This window comes from Janthinobacterium psychrotolerans (genome assembly GCF_001677885.1).
GTDB classification, from domain to species: Bacteria; Pseudomonadota; Gammaproteobacteria; order Burkholderiales; family Burkholderiaceae_D; genus Janthinobacterium; species Janthinobacterium psychrotolerans.
Map to the genome: position 1 here is coordinate 152,666 of NZ_LOCQ01000057.1, position 18,517 is coordinate 171,182.

Below are 18,517 nucleotides of genomic sequence, written 5' to 3' on the forward strand. Positions count from 1 at the left end.
GTGTGGCTTCTGTTGCAATGATTATGCATGGCATGCAGATCGATGTAAAACGGAAAATTTACCTAGTTAGCATCGAAAAAATCGATAGTACCGCTCAACTTGCCCGCGAATTGCTCGTCAGTAGCCGATTATTCACCGCGCGGTTGAAAAACTGCAGCCCTTTAGATGAGAATGATTCTTGTTATTATTCACCATGCTTGCTATCATCCCTGCCTTTTGCGGCGTCTGCAATATCGCGCCGCATCCGCCATAATAAGAGACCTACAGCGAGCCCGCCATTCATGACCATCACCGCTACCCTGGACTCCACCGATTTGAGCATCAGCCAGCCCCCTTCCCTGGCGCGCAGCGCGCGCCTGAAAGCCGACACCTCGGCCACCCATGACGTGCTCGACAAGCGCATCATGGCCGCCGCACCGTTCGACAACCGGCAAAACTATGTGCGCTTCCTGCAGGCGCAGTACGCCTTCCTGCGCGATGTCGACGCCCTGTACGATCACGCCGGCCTGGCCGCCCTGCTGCCCGACCTGCAACAGCGGCGCCGCTACGCCAGCATCGCCGCCGACTTGCGCGACCTGGACACGCCCCTGCCGGCCGGTTCGCCGACGCCGCCGTTCGGCGTGCAGCTGGACCTGGCCACGGCGCTGGGCTGGCTGTATGTCAGCGAAGGCTCGAAGCTCGGCGCGGCCCTGCTGTACAAGCTGGCCGGCCAGCTCGGTCTCGATGAACACCACGGCGCGCGCCACCTGGCCGGCCACCCGGACGGCCGCGCGCGCCACTGGCGCGAATTTACGGCCGTACTCGATTCGGCGCCGCTCGACATGGAAGGCGAAGCGCGCCTGATCGACGGCGCGCGCGCCGCCTTCATGCGCATGCACGGCCACGTCGAAGCGCAAGGACTATGAACGAAACCGGTCCGGCGAAAGCGGTAGTGGCGAGCGTGCGCGAAGCGCATGGCGCGCGCCTGCGCCGCTGGGCCTGGACCGCGGCCGGCATGCTGATGGTCGCGCTGGGGGTGATCGGCGCCATGCTGCCCGTGATGCCCACCACGATATTCCTGATCCTGGCGCTGGCCTGTTTCAGCCGCGCCTCGCCGCGCCTCGAAAACTGGCTGCTGCACCATCCGCGCTTCGGCCACCCTTTGCGCCAGTGGCGCCAGCACCGCGCCGTCTCGCGCCGCGGCAAGGCCATGGCCTGCATCGGCATGGCGATCGGCTTCGTCGCCATGTGCCTGGGACATCCGCCATGGTGGGTGATCGCCATGGTCGGCGCGATGGAAGCATGCGTATTGATCTACCTGCTGCGCCGCCCGGAAGGCCAGGCGGCGCGCGACACCACGTCAACCAGCTGAATTTTATTCGGCCTATCCTCAAGCTGACTGCTTTTCGCCGTTAAAACCGCCTCCATAGACATTATTTGCATATCCAAAGCAAGAATCTATCGTTGGCGTAATAACGCGATCAGGTATACTACGCAACCAACGTCGCAGTGCGGCCATCCGCCGCCCCCGCACGTGCACTGCCAGCGCCGCGAGGCGCCAATAATAAAAGGAACAGCATGACCACACCATCCCGCCCGCCGGTGATCCGCATCGAAGGCGCGAACAAGACCTTCGCGCTGCCCAAGGGCGAGCAATTTCACGCGGTCAAGGACGTCACGCTCGATGTCTACCCTGGCGATATCTTCGGCCTGATCGGCAAGAGCGGCGCCGGCAAATCGACCCTGCTGCGCCTGATCAACCTGCTCGAACGCCCGGACAGCGGCACCATCACCGTGGCCGGCCGCGAACTGACGCGCCTGTCCAAGAGCGAACTGCGCGACGCGCGCCAGAATATCGGCATGATCTTCCAGCAGTTCAACCTGCTGCAAAACGCCACCGTGTTCGACAACGTCGCCTTCCCCCTGAAAATCCACGGCACCGCCAAGGGCGGGCAGATCGCCGCGCGGGTCGGGGAATGCCTGGCGCTGGTCGGCCTGTCCGACAAGCAGCACAGCTATCCGGCGCAGTTGTCGGGTGGGCAAAAGCAGCGCGTGGCGATCGCCCGCGCACTGGCCAGCCACCCCGATGTGCTGCTGTGCGATGAACCGACCTCCGCACTGGATGCGGAAACCACGCGCGCGCTGCTGGGCACCCTGCGCGACATCAATCAACGCCTGGGCGTGACCATCGTTTTCGTCAGCCACGAATTGTCGGTGCTCGGCGCCATCTGCAACCGCGTGGCGGTGGTGGAAAACGGCGCGATCGCCGAACAGTTCGAACTGGCCGACACCGCCACCCCGCGCAAGACGGCGCTGGGCCGCGAACTGGCCTATTACGGCACCGCAGCGTTTGAAGCGACCGCCTGGAAGGATGCAAGCCATGTTTGAAAAATCGATCGATAACGTCGTCGCCCTGCTGCCGGAAATCTGGGTCGCGCTCGGCCAGACCATGACCATGCTGGGCATCGGCCTCACCGCCGCCATCCTGATCGGCGGCCCGCTCGGCGTGCTGCTGTTCCTGGTATCGGAAAAGCAGTCGCTGGAAAACCGCCCGCTGTCGATGATCCTGGGCTGGCTGGTCAACACCGTGCGCTCCTTCCCCTTCATCATTTTGCTGGTGGCGCTGACGCCATTTACGCGCGTGATCGCCGGCACCTCGATCGGCCCGCTGGCCGCCGCCGTACCGCTGTCGTTCGCCGCCATTCCGTATCTTGCGCGCCTGGTGGAGCAGAACCTGCGCGAAGTGCCGCGCGGCGTGATCGAGGCGGCGCACGCCATGGGCGCCTCGGAAATGCAGATCATCGTGCGCGTGCTGCTGGTCGAAGCGCGCTCCGGCCTGGTGCTGGCCCTGACCGTGCTGTCGATCAGCTTCCTGTCCTATTCAGCCGTGGCCGGTGTGGTGGGTGGCGGCGGCATCGGCGACCTGGCCATCCGCTACGGCTACTACCGCTTCGAGACCGACATCATGGTCGTCACCGTCGCCATCCTGATCGTGCTGGTGCAGATCATCCAGTTCGCCGGCACCCGTATCGCCAAGCGCCTCGACAAACGTTAATCCATATTGAATCAAAGGACACTCATGAACATCATCCGCCGCAACCTGCTCGCCGCCGCCGTCGGCCTGTCCCTGGCGTTTTCGGCCCAGGCCAAGGACCCGAAGGAAATCGTTATCGGCACCAGCGCCGGCCCGTATGGCGACCAGCTGAAAATCGGCATCAAGCCCATCCTTGAAAAACAGGGTTACAAAGTCAAGATCGTCGAATTCAACGACTACGTGCAGCCGAACTACGCCTTGGCCGAAGGTTCGCTGGACGCCAATGTGTTCCAGCACATCGTCTATCTCACCAAGTTCGCCACCGATAACAAGCTGGCCATCACGCCGCTGATCACCGTGCCGACCATCCCGATTGCCATGTACAGCAGCAAGCACAAGGCCCTCACCGAGATCAAGGACGGCGCGACCATCGCCATGCCGAACGACCCGACCAACCAGGCGCGCGCGCTGGTGGTGCTCGACAAAATGGGCTGGATCAAACTGAAACCGAACGTCGACCCGCTGCGCGCGTCCGAGCGCGACGTGGCCGCCAATCCGAAAAAACTGAAACTGGTGCCGCTGGAAGCGGCGCAACTGCCGCGTGCCCTGGCCGATACCGACTTCGCCTTTATCAACGGTAACTTCGCCCAGGCCGCCGGCATCAAGCTGACCAGCGCGCTGGTGGCCGAGAAAATTTCGGACAGCTATATCAACCTGGTGGCCATCCGCACCGCCGACAAGGGCAAGCCCTGGGTGAAAGACCTGGAAGCGGCCTACCGCTCGCGCGCCTTTCTGGACGTGACCAACAAGCACTTCGCCGGCTACGAAAAGACCGATTACCAGGTTGCGCTGGAAAAGACGCTCAAGAAGTGATACGTAGGTCGGCTTAGGCCGCAGGCCGTAACCCGACACCACCACTGTCACTGGCGCCCCTCCCTCCGGTCTTTTGATACGCTCGACGCCTGTCAGCTGACCAGAAGGAGATCTCATGTTCCCCGTTTTCAAACTCGCACGACTCATGCCGCTTGCCGCCGCCATCACGCTGGCCGCCGGCTGCGCCAGCACCGCCCCTGCCTCGTCGACGGCATCCCTGACCAATACCTACTGGAAGCTGACCGAACTCGATGGCGCGCGCGTCAGCATGGCGCCGGAACAGGAACGCGAAGTGCGCATCACGCTCGACGACAACGGCAAGGTCACCGGTTTCACGGGCTGCAACCGGGTGATGGGCGGCTATACGGTGGCGGCCGAGGTGCTGCGCTTTACGCAATTGGCCGGCATGCGCATGATGTGCCCACCGCCGGCGATGCAGCTGGAAAGCGCCGTGCTGGCCAATCTGAACAGCGTGACGGGCTTTCGCATCGACGGCGAGCAGTTGATACTGCTCAAGGACGGCGCGCCGGTGGCCCGCTATGAGAGCGTCTACCTGAAATAAAGACGCACTACCGTTACAATGGCTTTCACCGTATTTTTGGAAGGAAACCATGTCCGCCGTTCCCGCATCCCCACCCTCGGCAGCCGCCGGCCGCTACCGCGCATTCCTGTTCGATATGGACGGCACGGTGATCAATTCCATCGCCGCCGCCGAACGCATCTGGGGGCTGTGGGCAAAGCGCCAGGGCCTGGACGTGGCAACTTTTTTACCCACCATCCACGGCGCGCGCTCGGTCGACACGATCACCAAACTGGCCCTGCCCGGCCTCGATCCGCGCCAGGAAGCGCAGGGCATCACGGACGCCGAGATCATCGATGTGGAAGGGATAATTGAAATTGCCGGCGCCCAGCGCTTCCTGCAATCGCTGCCGCCCGCGCAATGGGCCATCGTCACCTCGGCGCCGCGCGCGCTGGCCGTGGCGCGGCTAAAGGCGGCCGGCATGCCGGTGCCCGCCGTGATGGTGACGGCGGAAGACGTCAAGGCCGGCAAACCCAAGCCCGACTGCTATCTGCTGGCGGCGGAAAAACTGGGCGTGTCGCCCGCCGACTGCCTGGTGTTCGAAGACGCCTTGGTCGGCATCGAGGCCGGTGTAGCGGCCGGCGCCAGGGTAATGGTGATCACCGCCACGCACGCGCACCCGCTGGCCACGCCCCACCCGGCAATTGCCAGCTATGAAGCGATGGTGGCCACCGTCGACGCCGATGGCTTTATCGTGCTGGCGCAGTCGGCCGCAACACCCGTCCAAGGATAGACTGCTCCAGTGCCGCAAATTGCGCGCTGCCGCGCTGGCGCGGGCGCGGCAGGTCGACCCGCACGTCGAGCGTGATCTGGCCGTCCTCGATCAGCAGCACGCGATCGGCCAGCGCCACCGCCTCGGCCACGTCATGCGTGACCAGCACCGCCGTAAAACCGCGCGCCAGCCACAGCGACTCGATCAGTTGCTGCATCTCGATGCGGGTCAGCGCATCCAATGCTCCCAGCGGTTCATCGAGCAGCAGCAGCTGCGGCTCATGCACCAGCGCGCGCGCCAGCGCCACGCGCTGCTTCTGGCCGCCCGACAGCGCGGCCGGCCACTCGTCGGCGCGCTCGGCCAGGCCCACCGTCCACAGCGATGCGGCGGCAGCGCCCACGCCGCGCGGCAAGCCGAGCGCCACGTTGTCCAGCACCGTCTTCCACGGCAGCAGCCGCGCTTCCTGGAACATGATGCGGATATCGGCTGCGGTGTTACCCGAGCCCACCGTGATTGCGCCCTGGTCGATGCTTTCCAGGCCGGCGATCGAACGCAGCAAGGTGCTCTTGCCGCAGCCGCTGCGCCCGACGATGGCGACGAATTCACCGGCGTCGAGCTTGAGGTCGACGTTTTTCAGCACCGGGCGCGTGGTATAGGACTTGCTCAGGTTTTCCAGCAGCAGAGGCACGCCGCTGCGCTCGCTGGCAGGACGCGGCGCCAGCTTCGCACGCGCCGGGGTGACAGGTGCATCCTGCGCAAAGTGGGAAAACAGATCCGTTTCGACTTGAACAGGAGCTAACAGCATGATGATTCCTTCTTAACGGTAGGCGGGATTCCAGCGCAGGCAGCGTTTTTCCAGGCGGCGCGAAAACAGATCGGCGGCCTTGCCCAGCAAGGCGTACAGCAGGATGCCGACCAGGACCACGTCGGTTTGCAAAAATTCACGCGCATTCATGGTCATGTAGCCGATGCCGGCCTGCGCCGAGATGGTTTCGGCGACAATCAACAGCACCCACACCAGGCCCAGCGAAAAGCGCACGCCGACCAAAATCGACGGCATGGCGGCCGGCAGTATCACGTCCCGGTACAAGGGCCAGCCGGACAGCCCATAGCTTCTGGCCATTTCGATCAGGCCCTGGTCGGCCGAGCGGATGCCGTGGAAGGTGTTCAGGTAGACGGGAAAGAATACGCCGACGGCCAGCAGGAACAGCTTGGCCGTTTCGTCGATGCCGAACCATAAGATCACCAGCGGTATCAGGGCCAGGGCCGGGATATTGCGCACCATCTGCAAGGTGGTGTCCAACAGGGTCTCGGCATGGCGAAAGCTGCCCGTCAACAGCCCCAGCAGCAGGCCCAGGCCGGCGCCCACGCCAAAGCCGGCGCTGGCCCGCCACAAGCTCGTTTTCAGGTGCAGCCACAACTCGCCCGACTCGGCCAGCGTCCGGAAGGCCTTTGCCACCGCCCACGGTTCGGGCAGGATGCGGCTCGACAGCCAGCCCAGCTGCGAGGCCAGTTGCCAGCCCAGCAGCAGCGCCACCGGCAAGGCCCACGGCGCCAGGTTGTCGCGCCATGGCGTGGGCGCGCCCACGCCATGGCTACTGAGGGTCGCCGCCATCTCAGGCTGCCTTTTTTTGCGGGGCGGCCGGCACGATATTGCTGGCCATCACTTCGCCGAACGGGCCGCTGAGGGACTGTTCGCCGACGGCCTTGCCCTTGCCCAGCAGCGGGAATACCAGCTCGGCAAAGCGGTACGACTCTTCCAGGTGCGGGTAGCCCGAAAAAATGAAGGTGTCGATGCCCAGGTCCGCGTACTCCCTGATGCGCGCCACCACCGTTTCGGCGTCGCCCACCAGGGCCGTGCCGGCGCCGCCGCGCACCAGGCCCACGCCGGCCCACAGATTGGGCGACACCTCCAGCTTGTCACGGTTGCCGCCGTGCAGGGCCGCCATGCGCTGCTGGCCCACCGAGTCCATTTTGGAAAACGCCGCCTGCGCCTTGGCGATGACTTCGTCGTCCAGGTGGCTGATCAGTTCATCGGCGGCGCGCCAGGCCGCTTCAGTGGTATCGCGCACGATCACGTGCAGGCGGATGCCGAAGCGCACCGTGCGGCCTTTTTTTGCAGCGCGGGCGCGGATATCGGCAATCTTCTCGGCCACCGCGGCCGGTGGCTCGCCCCAGGTCAGGTACACGTCCATCTGCTCGGCCGCCAGTTCATGCGCCGGTTCCGACGAGCCGCCGAAATACAGCGGCGGATACGGTTTTTGCACCGGCGGGTACAGGGTCTTCGAACCCTTGACCTGGATATGCTTGCCCTCGAAATCATAGCCGGCCGCGCCGCCCTCGCCGGCCAGGGTGGCGCGCCAGACCTTGATGAATTCATCCGAGATTTCATAGCGCCTGGCATGGTCGGCAAACAGGCCGTCGGCTTCCAGTTCGCCCTGGTCGCCGCCGGTCACCACGTTGATCAGCAGGCGGCCGTTCGACAGGCGGTCAAAGGTCGAGGCCATGCGCACCGCCAGGCCCGGCGTCGACAGGCCGGGGCGCACGGCGACCAGGAACTTGAGTTTTTGCGTCACGCTGATCAGGGACGACGCCACCACCCACGCGTCTTCGCAGGAGCGGCCGGTCGGCAGCAGCACGCCGTCGTAGCCCAGCGTGTCGGCGGCCACGGCCACCTGGCGCAGGTAATCGGCATCGACGGCGCGCGCGCCTTGCGAGGTGCCCAGGTAGCGGCTGTCGCCGTGGGTGGGAATGAACCAGAAGATATTCAATGACATGGTGTTCTCTCTTTCCTTGTTATTTGGTGGCGACCTGTTTGGCGGCCGGCAGCAGCGCGTCCCTGACGACGATGGGTTTGGGGATCAGCTTGAGGTTGGAAAACGCATCGGCGACTTTCTGCTGGGCCGCGATCACGTCCACCGACACCGGCTTGACGCCGTAGGCATAGCGCGAGGCGGCCAGCGCCACCACTTCCTTGCTCAAGCCCGTCTGCGCCGACAGCATGGTCGCCACTTCGTCCGGGTTGTTGCGGCCCCAGTCATCGACCTTGGCCACCTCATCGAGCACGACGCGCAGGATCTCGGGGTTCTTTTCCGCATAGCTGCGCGAAGCCAGGTAGAACTGGTAGTTGGCGACCAGGCCCTTGCCATCGGCCAGCACGCGCGCGCCGATCTGCTTTTCGGCGGCCGCCAGGAACGGGTCCCAGATGGCCCAGGCGTCCACGCTGCCGCGCTCGAAGGCGGCGCGCGCATCGGCCGGCGGCAGGAACACGGGCTGGATATCAGCGTAGGCCACGCCGGCTTTTTCCAGCGCCTTCAACAGCAGGTAATGCACGTTCGAGCCCTTGTTCAGGGCAATTTTCTTGCCTTTCAAGTCGGCCAGGGTACGCAAGGAAGAGCCCTTGGGCACGACGATGGCTTCGCTGGCCGGCGACGGCGGTTCATTGCCCACATAGACGAGATTCGCGCCGGCCGCCTGCGCAAAGATGGGCGGCGCTTCGCCGACGGTGCCAAAGTCGATGCTGCCCACGTTCAGGCCTTCGAGCAGCACCGGGCCGGCCGGAAACTCGCTCCACTTCACGCCCACGCCCTGCTCGGCCAGGCGTTTTTCCAGGGTGCCGCGGCCTTTGAGCAGCGTCAAGGTGCCGTATTTCTGGTAGCCGATGCGTACTTCGCCCTTGGTCTGCGCCTGCGCCGTGGCCGGCATGCCGCCGGCCATCACGCCGAGGCCGGCAAAGGCGGCGAACAGCAAGCCCACGGTGCTGCGGCGGGAGAGGCGTTTTTGGTGGCGATCGGTCATGGCGGTTTCCTGTGGTGTCAATAGTGGTGGATCAGGCGGTTTGCAGGGATGCGGTGCAGGGCTGTTCCTGCAGCGAGCGGCTCGGCGGCGCCACGGTGTGATCGTTGACGGCCGCCGGGCGGCGCGCGCCCTGCAGGATGAACAGTCCGGCCGACACGTCGGCGATGCCGGCCTGCACCCGCAGTTCGATCGCCGCGTCCAGGGTCAAGCCCCGTTCCTCATGCCAGTCGAGCTGCTGCGCATTGGCGTAGATGCTGGTAAATACCTGCTTGGCGCCCAGCGCGTGCAGCACCGGCCGCAGCGCGTAATCGAGCGCCAGGGTGTGGGCGTGGCCGCCGCCGGTGGCCAGCGGCAGCACCAGCTTGCCGGCCAGGCCGTCCTGCGGCAGCAGGTCGAGAAAGGCTTTCAGCAGGCCCGTATACGACGCTTTGTAAATCGGCGTGGCGATCACGATGGCGTGCGCTTCGGCCACGGCGCGCACGGCGCCGGCGATATCGGCATCGCTGTAGTCCAGCTGCAGCAGCGCACGCGCCGGCAGGTCGCGCACGTCGAGCTTGCTGCAGCTGTGGCCGTGCAGCGCCAGCTGGTCGCCGATATGCCGCAGCAGACGGCTGGAACTCGAAGGTATCTGCGGGCTGCCGCCCAGTAAAAGTATGCTCATGGTGTCCGTCCCTGTAAGTTGTCTGTGTCGAAAGGCGCTGCTGGAATGGATGCAGCCTATCGCCATCAAGGCCCGGGCAAAACGAATGCTTTCACGCTTCGATATGTGTTTTTCGACTAAGGCGCCACGACGCCCGGCAAGCGCCTCGCATTGACCGCGATCGATCTTTTTCGCATATCCAAGCGCGCTTTTCTTCGTGTACGGCGCCGCGATTGCGATGCAATACTGGCTCCATCGATTTTCTGGAATGACCGCCATGTCCGCTGCTTTTATCTATGCCCCCGCGCCACGAACCCCGGCTGCGCCACCCGACGCCATCGCCGTCGCCACCGCCCTTGCCGCCCGCCTGGCCGCTACCGCCAATGAGCGCGACCGGGCCGGCGGCCATGCGGCCGAGCAGCGTGACTGGATACGCGAATCCGGTCTCTTGACCCTGTCGATTCCCGCGCAGTTTGGCGGCCAGGGCGCCGCCTGGCCGCTGGTGTACCAGGTGATCCGCATTCTGGCGCGCGCCGACAGCGCACTGGCCCATGTCTTCGGTTTTCATCATCTGCAGCTGGCCGGCTTGCAGCTGTATGGCAGCGCCCAGCAGCAGCGCCGCCTGCTGACCCTGACGGTGGACGAGGGCCTGTTCTGGGGCAATGCCCTGAACCCGCTCGACAAAAGAGTCACCGCCACCGACAGCGCCGACGGCTTTATTCTGGACGGCATCAAGAGTTTTTCGTCCGGCTCGGTGGGCTCGGACTGGCTGACCGTATCGGCCTGGCACGCGCCCACGCAAACGGCGCTGATCGCCGCCCTGCCCACGCGCCAGCCGGGCATCAGCGTGCAGCCGGACTGGGATGCGTTCGGCCAGCGCCAGACCGACAGCGGCAACGTGCATTTCGAGAACGTCGTTCTGCCGGCGGCGCTGGTGCTGCAGGCGCCCGCGCAAGCGGCCACGCCACAGGCCACCGTGCGCTCGCAGATCGCCCAGCTGATCATGGCCAATCTCTACCTCGGCATCGCCGAAGGCGCGTTCGAGGCGGCGCGCAACTACACCAGCGAGCAGGCGAAGGCCTGGTTCGCCTCCGGCGTGGCGCAAGCGGCGGACGATCCGCTGGTGCAGCACCGCTACGGCCAGCTATGGCTGCTGCTGCGCCCCGCGCAAGTGCTGGCCGACCTGGCGGCGCGGGAACTCGACACCGTGTTCCGCAAGGGCGCCCTGGTCACCGCCCAGGAACGCGGCCTGCTGGCCGTCGCCGTGGCCGAAGCCAAGGTCTTGTCGCACAAGGCGGGGCTGGACATCAGCAGCCAGCTGTTCGAACTGACGGGCGCCCGCTCGACCTCGGCGCAATTCGGCTTCGACCGCTACTGGCGCAACGTGCGCGTCCATACCCTGCACGACCCCGTCGACTACAAGCTGCGCGACCTGGGGCGCTATGCGCTGTCGGGCACCGTGCCCGAGCCGACGGCTTATTCCTGACACCACCCCAACCATCCGGAGACACCACCATGACCATCACCCGCCGCACCCTTGTTCTCGGCGCATTGAGCCTCGCCCTGGCTACCACCTTCGCCCACGCCAAAGACCCGAAAGAGATCACCATCGGCGCCAGCGCCGGTCCGTATGCGGACCAGATCAAGCTGGGCATCAAGCCCATCCTGGAAAAGCAGGGCTACAAGGTCAAGCTGGTCGAGTTCAACGACTATATCCAGCCGAACTACGCGCTGGCCGAGGGCTCGCTGGACGCCAACGCCTTCCAGCATATCGTCTACCTGAAAAAATTCGCGCTCGAGCACAAGCTGGCGCTGACGGACCTGGTGCAGGTGCCGACGGCGCCCATCGCGCTGTACAGCAAGAAACACAAATCGCTGGCGGAGGTGAAGGAAGGCTCGACCGTCGCCCTGCCGAACGATCCGACCAACCAGGCGCGCGCGCTGGTGCTGCTCGACCAGCTGGGCTGGGTCAAGCTGCGCGACAATATCGACCCGGTGCGCGCCTCCGAAAAGGATATCGCCGTCAACGTCAAAAAGCTCAGGATATTGCCACTGGAAGCGGCGCAGCTGCCACGCTCGCTGGGCGACACCGACTACTCTTTCATCAACGGCAATTTCGCGCTGGCCTCGGGCCTGAAGCTGACCGAGGCGCTGGTGGCCGAGAAAATCCCGCCCAACTACATCAACCTGGTGGCCGTGCGCACGGCCGACAAGGACAAGCAGTTCGCCAAAGACCTGGCGGCCGCCTACCGCTCGCGTGAATTCCTCGACATCACCAACAAGCACTTTGCCGGCTATGTCAAACCCGACTACCAGCAAGCGCTGCAGACGGCATCGAAATAATGAGCAAAGCCATCCGCTTCAACGCCTTCCAGATGAACACGGTGGGCCACCAGTCGCCGGGCCTGTGGACGCATGCGCGCGACCGCAGCGACCGCTATACGGACCCCGCCCACTGGACCGAACTGGCGCGGCTGCTGGAAAAAGGGCTGTTCGACGCGGTCTTTTTGGCCGACGTGCTGGGCGTGTACGATGTGTACCAGGGCAGCCTGGATGCGGCGCTGGCGCACGGCGTGCAAGTGCCGCTGAACGATCCGCTGGCGCTGGTGCCGCTGATGGCGCAGGCCACCACGCACCTGGGCTTTGGCGTCACCTGCGCCCTCACCTACGAGCATCCATATACCTTCGCGCGGCGCCTCTCGACGCTCGATCATTTGACCGGTGGGCGCATCGGCTGGAATATCGTCACCGGCTACCTCGATAGCGCGGCGCGCAACTTGGGCCTGGACCAGCAACTGAGCCACGACGAACGCTACGACCTGGCCGACGAATACCTGGACGTGGTCTACAAGCTGTGGGAAAAAAGCTGGGACGACGACGCGGTGGTCAACGACAAGGTGCGCGGCGTGTATGCCGATCCGGCGCGCGTGCATGCGATCAACCATCTGGGCCGCTACTACAGGGTGCCGGGCATTCACCTGTGCGAACCGTCGCCACAGCGCACGCCGCTGCTGTACCAGGCCGGCACCTCGCCGCGCGGCACGCGCTTTGCGGCGCGCCATGCGGAAGCGACCTTTGTCAGTGGTCCCGGCAAGACGGTGGTGAAACGCTATGCGGACGACTTGCGCGCGGCCGTGCGGCAAGCCGGACGCGATGGCGACAGCCTGGTGATCTATGCGCAGGCACTGATCATCACGGGCGCCACCGAAGCGCAGGCGCGCGCCAAGCACGAGGACTATCTCAAGCATGTCGATATCGAGGCGGCGCTGGTGCTGCTGTCGGGCTGGACCGGCGTGGACTTTTCACGCTTCCCGCTCGACGCCACCATCGACTACATCGACTCCGACGCCGGCCGCTCGGCGCTGGCCTCGTTCAGCCAGGCCGACCCGGACCGCACCTGGACCGTGCGCGAAGCGGCGCAGCATATCGGCCTCGGTGGCCGCGGCCCGGTGATCGTCGGCGATGCGCGGCAGGTGGCCGACCAGCTGGAAAGCTGGCTTGATGAGACCGGTATCGACGGCTTCAACCTGGCGTTTGCCGTGGCCCACGACAGCATGGCCGACGTGGTCGACCATATCGTGCCAGAACTGCAGCGGCGCGGGCGCTACAGGACACAGTACGAGCAAGGCAGCTTGCGCCACAAGGTATTCGGCCACGGCCCGCGCCTGCCGGAAAGCCACGCGGGCCGGCAGGTCAGCATCACGAACGACACCGCCGCGCTGGCGGCATGACTCTCCACTTACTACTCAGGACTCCATGAAACGCAGAACCGTATTGCAACTGGCCGCCGCCGGCGTTTTGCCCGGGCTTTCCCATGCCGCCGCCCAGCCACCCCTGAAAGAGCTGCGCCTCGACTACGCCTATTACTCGCCCACCAGCCTGGTGCTGCGCCGCTTCGGCTGGCTCGAAGAAGCGTTCAAGGCGGACGGCACCAGCATCAAGTGGGTGCTGAGCGCCGGCAGCAACCGCGCGCTCGAATACCTGAACGCCAACAGCATCGATATCGGTTCGAGCGCCGGCCTGGCCGCCCTGCTGGCGCGCGCCAATGGCAATCCGATCCGCGCGCCGTATATTTTTTCGCGCCCCGAATGGACGGCGCTGGTGGTGCGCAAGGACAGCACCATCCGCAGCGTGGCCGACCTGAAAGGGAAAAAGGTCGCCGCCACCAAGGGTACCGATCCGTATCTGTTTTTACTGCGCGCGCTGAAGACGGCGGGCCTGAAACGCGGCGATATCGAACACGTGAGCCTGCAGCATGCCGATGGCCGCGCGGCACTGGAGCAAGGCAAGGTCGATGCCTGGGCGGGGCTGGACCCGCATATGGCCGCCAGCGAACTGGAAGCGGGCTCGCGCCTGATCTACCGTAACGTGGCCTTCAATACCTACGGCTTTTTGAACGTGCGCGAGGACTTCCTGGCCAGCCGCCCGGCCGAGGTGGGCAAGGTGATACAGGCCTATGAACGGGCGCGCGCCTGGACCAGCGCCAATCCGGCCGCGGCGGCAAAAATCCTCGCCGAGGAAGCCAGGGTCAGCCTGCCGGTGGCGCTGCTGCAGGTGAAACTGAGGAGTGACTTCAGCAATCCGCAGCCGTCCAGCGAGCATGTAAAGGCGCTGCTGGTGGCCGCCCCCATCCTGGTTGACGAAGCGCTGGTCAAGCCGGGCGCGGACCTGAACCGCGCCATCACCGGCCTGGTCGATACCCGCTTTGCCATCCCTTATATTACCAATCTCAAGAAGGCATAGGACTCGTCATGGCCAGAGACACGCTCACCGCACCGGCGTCCGAAGCTGAAGCGCAAGCTGATACCGGCGCGCGCCGCGCGCTGCGCATGCCGCGCGCGGCGGTTGGCCTGCTGCTGCCGGCACTGGCCTTGATCGCGGCCGAAGCCGGCGTGCGCGCAGGCCTGATACCGGCCAACCTGTTGCCGGCGCCCAGCGAAATCGCCGCCACCATCGCCGGCCTGGCGCGGCAGGGCCTCGGTGGCCATGTGCTGGCAAGCACGGTGCGCGTGGCGATCGGCTTTGCCGGCGGCGCGCTGCTGGCCATGTTGCTCGGTGCGGCGGTGGGCCTGAACCGCACGATGGAAGCGCTGCTCGACCCCACCTTCCAGGCGCTGCGCGCGATTCCGTCACTGGCCTGGGTGCCCTTGCTGCTGCTGTGGCTGGGCATCGACGAAACGCCCAAGCTGGTGCTGATCGGCATCGGCGCCTTTTTTCCGGTCTACATGGGCGTGGCCTCGGGCATCCGCGACGTCGACCGCAAGCTGATCGAGGCGGCCCGCATGTACCGTTTGAGCCGTCCCGCGCTGGCGCGCCGCGTGCTGCTGCCGGCCGCCCTGCCCGCCATTTTCACGGGCCTGCGCAATGGCCTGAGCCTGGCCTGGATGTTCATGGTGGCGGCCGAACTGATCGCCGCCAGCCAGGGCCTGGGCTATCTGCTCAGCGACGGGCGCGAGACCAGCCGCGCCGATATCGTCTTGTCCGCCATCGTGCTGCTGGCCCTCTTGGGCAAGGCCAGCGACAGCCTGATGCAGCGCCTGGAACACCGTTTGCTGGCCTGGCGCGACAGCTATGCCCCCGTCTGAAAGGAATACGCCATGAGCGCACTGCTCGACATCACCATCCATGAAAAGGCCTATGGCGCGCGCCGCGTGCTGCATAACGTGCGGCTGCAGCTGCGCCAGGGCGACATCGTCAGCCTGATCGGCGCCAGCGGCTGCGGCAAGAGCAGCCTGCTGTCCATCGTCGCGGGCCTCGACGCCGACTTTCGCGGCAGCTTGCGCCTGGACGGCCAGCCGCTCGCCGGCGTGCATGGCGATATCGGCCTGATCTTCCAGGAACCGCGCCTGTTCCCCTGGCTGACGGTGGCGCAAAATATCGCCTTTGGCCAGGGCCCGAAAGGCCAGCACGATCCGAAGGTCGCGCAGCTGCTCGACGAAGTGGGCCTGCACGGCCAGGCGAACAGCCTGCCCAAGCAGCTCTCGGGCGGCCAGGCGCAACGCGCGGCGATTGCACGCGGCCTGTTCGGCCAGCCACGCATATTGCTGCTGGACGAACCGTTTTCCGCCGTCGACGCGTTTACCCGCATGAAGCTGCAGGACCTGCTGGCCGACGTGGCCGCCCGCCACGGCCTGACGGTGCTGCTGGTGACCCACGATATTGACGAAGCGCTGTACCTGAGCGACCGCATCGTCATGCTCGACACCCGCGCCGGCCCGCCGCGCGCCCGCTACGACGTGGCGGCACCGCGCCCGCGCTCGCGCGCCCCGGCGACGCAGGCGGCGCTGAAAGACGCCATCCTCGGCGAACTGCACGCGGCGCACGCGATCTGACACGCCGCCGCATTTGCGCGGCGCCCGGTTCCATGTCAGCATAGGCCACCCTGGCCACTGAAAAGGACCGCAATGCCCTCTCTTTTTCCACCTGTGCTGGCCGTGCTGCTGGCCGCGCCCATGCTGGCGCAGGCGCAAGGTCCGGCGCCGTTCCGCCTGTTTGCCAACACCTATTATGTGGGCACGCAGGACGCCAGCTCGGTGCTGATTACCTCGAATGTAGGCCATGTGCTGATCGACGCCGGCCTGCCGGAGTCAGCTGCCACCATCATCGCCAATATCGCCGCGCTGGGCTTTCGCATCGAAGACGTGAAAATGATCATGAATTCGCACGGCCATGCCGAGCATGCGGGCGGCGTGGCCGAACTGCAGCGGCGCAGCGATGCGCTGGTCTACGCCAGCCCGTCGTCGGCGCTGGATCTGGCGGCCGGCGAAGTGGGGCCGGACGATCCGCAATACCATGCGGCCGCCACATTTCCACCGGTGAGCGACATGCGCCTGGCGCGCGATGGCAACCATTACACGGTCGGTCCAATCAGGCTCACCGCGCATGCCACTGCCGGCCATACGCCGGGCGGCCTGTCGTGGAGCTGGCAATCGTGCGAGGCCAACCGCTGCCTGGACATGGTCTATGCGGACAGCCTGGAGCCGGTGTCGCGCCCCGGCTTCAGATTCAGCGCCAGCAGCGAGTATCCGAACGCGCTGGACGACTTTGCGCACAGCTTCGAGGTACTGGAAAAACTGCCTTGCGATGTGCTGGTCTCGGCGCTGCCGCAGGCATCAACGCTGTGGCAAAGGCTGGCGGCCAGCGCCGACAAGGGGCCGGACGCCTTTGTCGATGCGGGCGCCTGCCGCGCCTATGCGGCGGCGGCGCGCGCCGCGCTGGCCACGCGGCTGGCCAGCGAAAAACCGTAAATGCACGCCCAGCCGTACGCGCCTGCCGGACGCACTTCTGCTAATCTGCCGCCATCTTTACAATGAGGACCGCCATGTTGACATTTTCCAGAGCCGTTTCCATCCTGGGCGCCGCCGCCGTGATCGCCGGCTGCGCGCAAACCCCGCCCGCCAGCCAGGGCGCCGGCGCCCCTGTCGCCAGCGCATCGGCCAGGCCGGCGCCGCCGCTGGCCGGCACCACCTGGAAACTCAAACAGCTCAACGGCCAGCCAGTGACGCGCACCGCGCCGCGCCAGCGCGACGTGACCATCGGGTTCAATAACGGCCGTGTCAGCGGCCACAGCGGCTGCAACCAGATGATGGGCGCCTACGGCACCAACGGCAGCAGCACGCTGACGTTTTCGCAGTTCGCCGGCACCATGATGGCCTGCGAAAAGGCCGACATGGACCTGGAAAACCAGCTGCTGAAAAGCCTGGGCACCGTCAACGGCTACCGCTTTGACGGGCAGCAGCTGCTGCTGTTGAAGGATGGCGTGGCGGTGGCGCGATATGAGGCGGTGAAGTAATCAATCGTGGCGTGTATGAGCCTGCGACACATTGCTGTTCGCCGGCACGCTCTGCGTCAGCCACACATTGCCGCCCACGGTCGACCCGGCGCCGATGGTGATGCGGCCCAGCACGGTGGCGCCGGCGTAGATCACCACGTCGTCTTCGACGATGGGGTGGCGCGGCGTGCCCTTGATCAGCACGCCCGACTCGTCGGCCGGGAAGCGCTTGGCGCCCAGGGTGACGGCCTGGTACAGGCGCACGCGCTCGCCGATGATGGCGGTTTCGCCGATCACCACACCGGTGCCATGGTCGATGAAGAAGCTCGCGCCGATCTGCGCGCCCGGGTGGATGTCGATGCCGGTCAGGGTGTGGGCGATATCGGCCACCAGGCGCGCCAGGAATGGTGAACCCAGCTTGTGCAACTGGTGCGCCAGGCGGTGGTACAAAATGGCGATGGTGCCCGGATAGCACAGCATGATCTCGGCCACCGAGGTGGCGGCCGGGTCGCCCGCATAGGCGGCCTGCACGTCGGACACCAGCAGTGCGCGGATGGCGGGCAGGCTGGCGGCGAAGTCGCGCGTGATCTCGCGTGCTTTCGCCGCCAGCGCGGCGTCATCGCTGGTTTCCGTCCGCGCGCCGCCCGGGGCTGAAAACAGCAGGCCGCGCCGCACCTGTTCGCTCAGGCGGTTCAGGGTGGTGTTGAGTGTGTCGCCGACAAAATAATCGATGCTTTCATCGGTCAGGTTGGGCCGCCCGTAATGGGTCGGAAACAGGGCCGCCGACAGGCCGTTGACGATGGTGGTCAATGCCTCGCGCGACGGCAGTTCGCGCACGCGGCCATTGTGGCGGATCTTGTGCTTTTCTTCGCGCGACACGCGCAGCGCGGCGATCACCGGGCCGAGGTTCCACTGGACCGTGTCGTCGACGCCGGCCGGACTATCTGTACTGTGCATGGCTGTTCATTTCAAATAAAACGGCGCGCAGGCCGGGTCGCCCCAGCTTATCGGCTGCCGCCTGCAAACCCAAGGAAGCATTTCATGCATCGATATGCGAAAAACGCATATCGACAGGCGGGCCGGAGCGGCCTCCGACGCCATCCCTGCCACTAGCGTAAAATGGCGGCCTA

At 65.5% G+C, this 18,517-nt stretch carries 21 protein-coding genes; 15 read left to right on the top strand and 6 right to left on the bottom strand.

From position 1 onward, the window contains the following. Nucleotides 1–281: 281 nt before the first annotated feature. From ASR47_RS16020 to ASR47_RS16050, 7 genes are all read left to right on the top strand, one after another. The gene (locus tag ASR47_RS16020) at nucleotides 282–905 is read left to right on the top strand and encodes a biliverdin-producing heme oxygenase (protein ID WP_065308782.1); all 624 of its coding nucleotides are present in this window, start codon (nucleotides 282–284) and stop codon (nucleotides 903–905) included. Continuing rightward, nucleotides 902–1,351 carry a YbaN family protein gene (locus ASR47_RS16025; RefSeq protein ID WP_082988969.1) on the top strand — a complete coding sequence of 150 codons (450 nt, stop codon included), beginning with the start codon at nucleotides 902–904 and terminating at the stop codon, nucleotides 1,349–1,351. The genes ASR47_RS16020 and ASR47_RS16025 overlap by 4 nt, the downstream gene beginning before the upstream one ends. Nucleotides 1,352–1,557: 206 nt before the next feature. Continuing rightward, nucleotides 1,558–2,367, top strand: a complete 810-nt coding sequence (locus ASR47_RS16030; RefSeq protein WP_065308783.1) for a methionine ABC transporter ATP-binding protein — start codon at nucleotides 1,558–1,560, stop codon at nucleotides 2,365–2,367. Continuing rightward, on the top strand, nucleotides 2,360–3,034 hold the full coding sequence (locus ASR47_RS16035; protein ID WP_065308926.1) for a methionine ABC transporter permease: 675 nt from the start codon (nucleotides 2,360–2,362) through the stop codon (nucleotides 3,032–3,034). Before ASR47_RS16030 ends, ASR47_RS16035 begins: the two co-directional genes overlap by 8 nt. A 24-nt stretch (nucleotides 3,035–3,058) precedes the next feature. Beyond that, nucleotides 3,059–3,886 (top strand): MetQ/NlpA family ABC transporter substrate-binding protein, encoded by an 828-nt coding sequence (locus ASR47_RS16040; protein WP_065308784.1) that lies wholly within the window; start codon nucleotides 3,059–3,061, stop codon nucleotides 3,884–3,886. Nucleotides 3,887–4,001: 115 nt separating this feature from the next. Next, a complete protein-coding gene (locus tag ASR47_RS16045; RefSeq protein WP_065308785.1) occupies nucleotides 4,002–4,448 on the top strand; it encodes an META domain-containing protein in 447 nt (148 codons plus the stop codon). 49 nt (nucleotides 4,449–4,497) lie between these two features. Further along, entirely contained in the window at nucleotides 4,498–5,199 is a 702-nt protein-coding gene (locus ASR47_RS16050; protein WP_065308786.1) for an HAD-IA family hydrolase, read from the top strand. On the opposite strand, the gene ASR47_RS16055 is transcribed toward ASR47_RS16050, so the two are convergent. From ASR47_RS16055 to ssuE, 5 genes are read right to left on the bottom strand one after another with little or no spacing between them, the layout of a single operon-like run. Next, complete coding sequence (locus tag ASR47_RS16055) at nucleotides 5,156–5,983, bottom strand: ATP-binding cassette domain-containing protein (protein ID WP_065308787.1); 828 nt, start codon at nucleotides 5,981–5,983, stop codon at nucleotides 5,156–5,158. The genes ASR47_RS16050 and ASR47_RS16055 overlap by 44 nt on opposite strands. Before the next feature lie 12 nt (nucleotides 5,984–5,995). Then, on the bottom strand, nucleotides 5,996–6,793 hold the full coding sequence (gene ssuC, locus ASR47_RS16060; protein WP_065308788.1) for an aliphatic sulfonate ABC transporter permease SsuC: 798 nt from the start codon (nucleotides 6,791–6,793) through the stop codon (nucleotides 5,996–5,998). Between the two features lies 1 nt (nucleotide 6,794). Then, nucleotides 6,795–7,955: an FMNH2-dependent alkanesulfonate monooxygenase gene (gene ssuD, locus ASR47_RS16065; RefSeq protein WP_065308789.1), complete on the bottom strand. Its 1,161-nt coding sequence runs from the start codon at nucleotides 7,953–7,955 to the stop codon at nucleotides 6,795–6,797. 19 nt (nucleotides 7,956–7,974) lie between these two features. Further along, on the bottom strand, nucleotides 7,975–8,976 hold the full coding sequence (locus ASR47_RS16070; protein WP_065308790.1) for a sulfonate ABC transporter substrate-binding protein: 1,002 nt from the start codon (nucleotides 8,974–8,976) through the stop codon (nucleotides 7,975–7,977). 31 nt (nucleotides 8,977–9,007) lie between these two features. Further along, the gene (ssuE, locus tag ASR47_RS16075) at nucleotides 9,008–9,637 is read right to left on the bottom strand and encodes an NADPH-dependent FMN reductase (protein WP_065308791.1); all 630 of its coding nucleotides are present in this window, start codon (nucleotides 9,635–9,637) and stop codon (nucleotides 9,008–9,010) included. 256 nt (nucleotides 9,638–9,893) lie between these two features. Here ssuE and ASR47_RS16080 point away from each other — a divergent pair, with 256 nt between their 5' ends. The 8 genes from ASR47_RS16080 (at nucleotide 9,894) to ASR47_RS16115 (ending at nucleotide 17,408) form a co-directional block, all read left to right on the top strand. Continuing rightward, nucleotides 9,894–11,102, top strand: coding sequence for an acyl-CoA dehydrogenase family protein (locus ASR47_RS16080; protein WP_065308927.1), 1,209 nt, complete (start codon nucleotides 9,894–9,896; stop codon nucleotides 11,100–11,102). A gap of 29 nt (nucleotides 11,103–11,131) precedes the next feature. Beyond that, nucleotides 11,132–11,959 (top strand): MetQ/NlpA family ABC transporter substrate-binding protein, encoded by an 828-nt coding sequence (locus ASR47_RS16085; RefSeq protein WP_065308792.1) that lies wholly within the window; start codon nucleotides 11,132–11,134, stop codon nucleotides 11,957–11,959. Then, entirely contained in the window at nucleotides 11,959–13,347 is a 1,389-nt protein-coding gene (locus ASR47_RS16090; RefSeq protein WP_065308793.1) for an LLM class flavin-dependent oxidoreductase, read from the top strand. Before ASR47_RS16085 ends, ASR47_RS16090 begins: the two co-directional genes overlap by 1 nt. 25 nt (nucleotides 13,348–13,372) lie before the next feature. Next, on the top strand, nucleotides 13,373–14,359 hold the full coding sequence (locus ASR47_RS16095) for an aliphatic sulfonate ABC transporter substrate-binding protein (RefSeq protein ID WP_065308794.1): 987 nt from the start codon (nucleotides 13,373–13,375) through the stop codon (nucleotides 14,357–14,359). Between the two features lie 8 nt (nucleotides 14,360–14,367). Next, nucleotides 14,368–15,201, top strand: a complete 834-nt coding sequence (locus tag ASR47_RS16100; RefSeq protein ID WP_065308795.1) for an ABC transporter permease — start codon at nucleotides 14,368–14,370, stop codon at nucleotides 15,199–15,201. A 12-nt stretch (nucleotides 15,202–15,213) separates the two neighbouring features. After that, the gene (locus tag ASR47_RS16105) at nucleotides 15,214–15,948 is read left to right on the top strand and encodes an ABC transporter ATP-binding protein (RefSeq protein ID WP_065308796.1); all 735 of its coding nucleotides are present in this window, start codon (nucleotides 15,214–15,216) and stop codon (nucleotides 15,946–15,948) included. Between the two features lie 72 nt (nucleotides 15,949–16,020). After that, nucleotides 16,021–16,863 (top strand): subclass B3 metallo-beta-lactamase, encoded by an 843-nt coding sequence (gene bla / locus ASR47_RS16110; protein WP_082988970.1) that lies wholly within the window; start codon nucleotides 16,021–16,023, stop codon nucleotides 16,861–16,863. Nucleotides 16,864–16,937: 74 nt separating this feature from the next. Then, entirely contained in the window at nucleotides 16,938–17,408 is a 471-nt protein-coding gene (locus ASR47_RS16115) for an META domain-containing protein (RefSeq protein WP_171898965.1), read from the top strand. Here ASR47_RS16115 and epsC read toward each other — a convergent pair whose 3' ends face one another. Further along, entirely contained in the window at nucleotides 17,409–18,344 is a 936-nt protein-coding gene (gene epsC, locus ASR47_RS16120; RefSeq protein WP_065308797.1) for a serine O-acetyltransferase EpsC, read from the bottom strand. It abuts the gene before it with no gap. Between the last annotated feature and the right edge of the window lie 173 nt (nucleotides 18,345–18,517).

Excerpts from the sequence above, each read along its gene's own strand:
- ASR47_RS16020 (WP_065308782.1), top strand. The coding sequence starts at position 282 with ATGACCATCACCGCTACCCTGGACTCCACCGATTTGAGCATCAGCCAG.
- ASR47_RS16025 (WP_082988969.1), top strand. The coding sequence starts at position 902 with ATGAACGAAACCGGTCCGGCGAAAGCGGTAGTGGCGAGCGTGCGCGAA.
- ASR47_RS16030 (WP_065308783.1), top strand. The coding sequence starts at position 1,558 with ATGACCACACCATCCCGCCCGCCGGTGATCCGCATCGAAGGCGCGAAC.
- ASR47_RS16035 (WP_065308926.1), top strand. The coding sequence starts at position 2,360 with ATGTTTGAAAAATCGATCGATAACGTCGTCGCCCTGCTGCCGGAAATC.
- ASR47_RS16040 (WP_065308784.1), top strand. The coding sequence starts at position 3,059 with ATGAACATCATCCGCCGCAACCTGCTCGCCGCCGCCGTCGGCCTGTCC.
- ASR47_RS16045 (WP_065308785.1), top strand. The coding sequence starts at position 4,002 with ATGTTCCCCGTTTTCAAACTCGCACGACTCATGCCGCTTGCCGCCGCC.
- ASR47_RS16050 (WP_065308786.1), top strand. The coding sequence starts at position 4,498 with ATGTCCGCCGTTCCCGCATCCCCACCCTCGGCAGCCGCCGGCCGCTAC.
- ASR47_RS16055 (WP_065308787.1), bottom strand. The coding sequence starts at position 5,983 with ATGCTGTTAGCTCCTGTTCAAGTCGAAACGGATCTGTTTTCCCACTTT.
- ssuC (WP_065308788.1), bottom strand. The coding sequence starts at position 6,793 with ATGGCGGCGACCCTCAGTAGCCATGGCGTGGGCGCGCCCACGCCATGG.
- ssuD (WP_065308789.1), bottom strand. The coding sequence starts at position 7,955 with ATGTCATTGAATATCTTCTGGTTCATTCCCACCCACGGCGACAGCCGC.
- ASR47_RS16070 (WP_065308790.1), bottom strand. The coding sequence starts at position 8,976 with ATGACCGATCGCCACCAAAAACGCCTCTCCCGCCGCAGCACCGTGGGC.
- ssuE (WP_065308791.1), bottom strand. The coding sequence starts at position 9,637 with ATGAGCATACTTTTACTGGGCGGCAGCCCGCAGATACCTTCGAGTTCC.
- ASR47_RS16080 (WP_065308927.1), top strand. The coding sequence starts at position 9,894 with ATGTCCGCTGCTTTTATCTATGCCCCCGCGCCACGAACCCCGGCTGCG.
- ASR47_RS16085 (WP_065308792.1), top strand. The coding sequence starts at position 11,132 with ATGACCATCACCCGCCGCACCCTTGTTCTCGGCGCATTGAGCCTCGCC.
- ASR47_RS16090 (WP_065308793.1), top strand. The coding sequence starts at position 11,959 with ATGAGCAAAGCCATCCGCTTCAACGCCTTCCAGATGAACACGGTGGGC.
- ASR47_RS16095 (WP_065308794.1), top strand. The coding sequence starts at position 13,373 with ATGAAACGCAGAACCGTATTGCAACTGGCCGCCGCCGGCGTTTTGCCC.
- ASR47_RS16100 (WP_065308795.1), top strand. The coding sequence starts at position 14,368 with ATGGCCAGAGACACGCTCACCGCACCGGCGTCCGAAGCTGAAGCGCAA.
- ASR47_RS16105 (WP_065308796.1), top strand. The coding sequence starts at position 15,214 with ATGAGCGCACTGCTCGACATCACCATCCATGAAAAGGCCTATGGCGCG.
- bla (WP_082988970.1), top strand. The coding sequence starts at position 16,021 with ATGCCCTCTCTTTTTCCACCTGTGCTGGCCGTGCTGCTGGCCGCGCCC.
- ASR47_RS16115 (WP_171898965.1), top strand. The coding sequence starts at position 16,938 with ATGTTGACATTTTCCAGAGCCGTTTCCATCCTGGGCGCCGCCGCCGTG.
- epsC (WP_065308797.1), bottom strand. The coding sequence starts at position 18,344 with ATGCACAGTACAGATAGTCCGGCCGGCGTCGACGACACGGTCCAGTGG.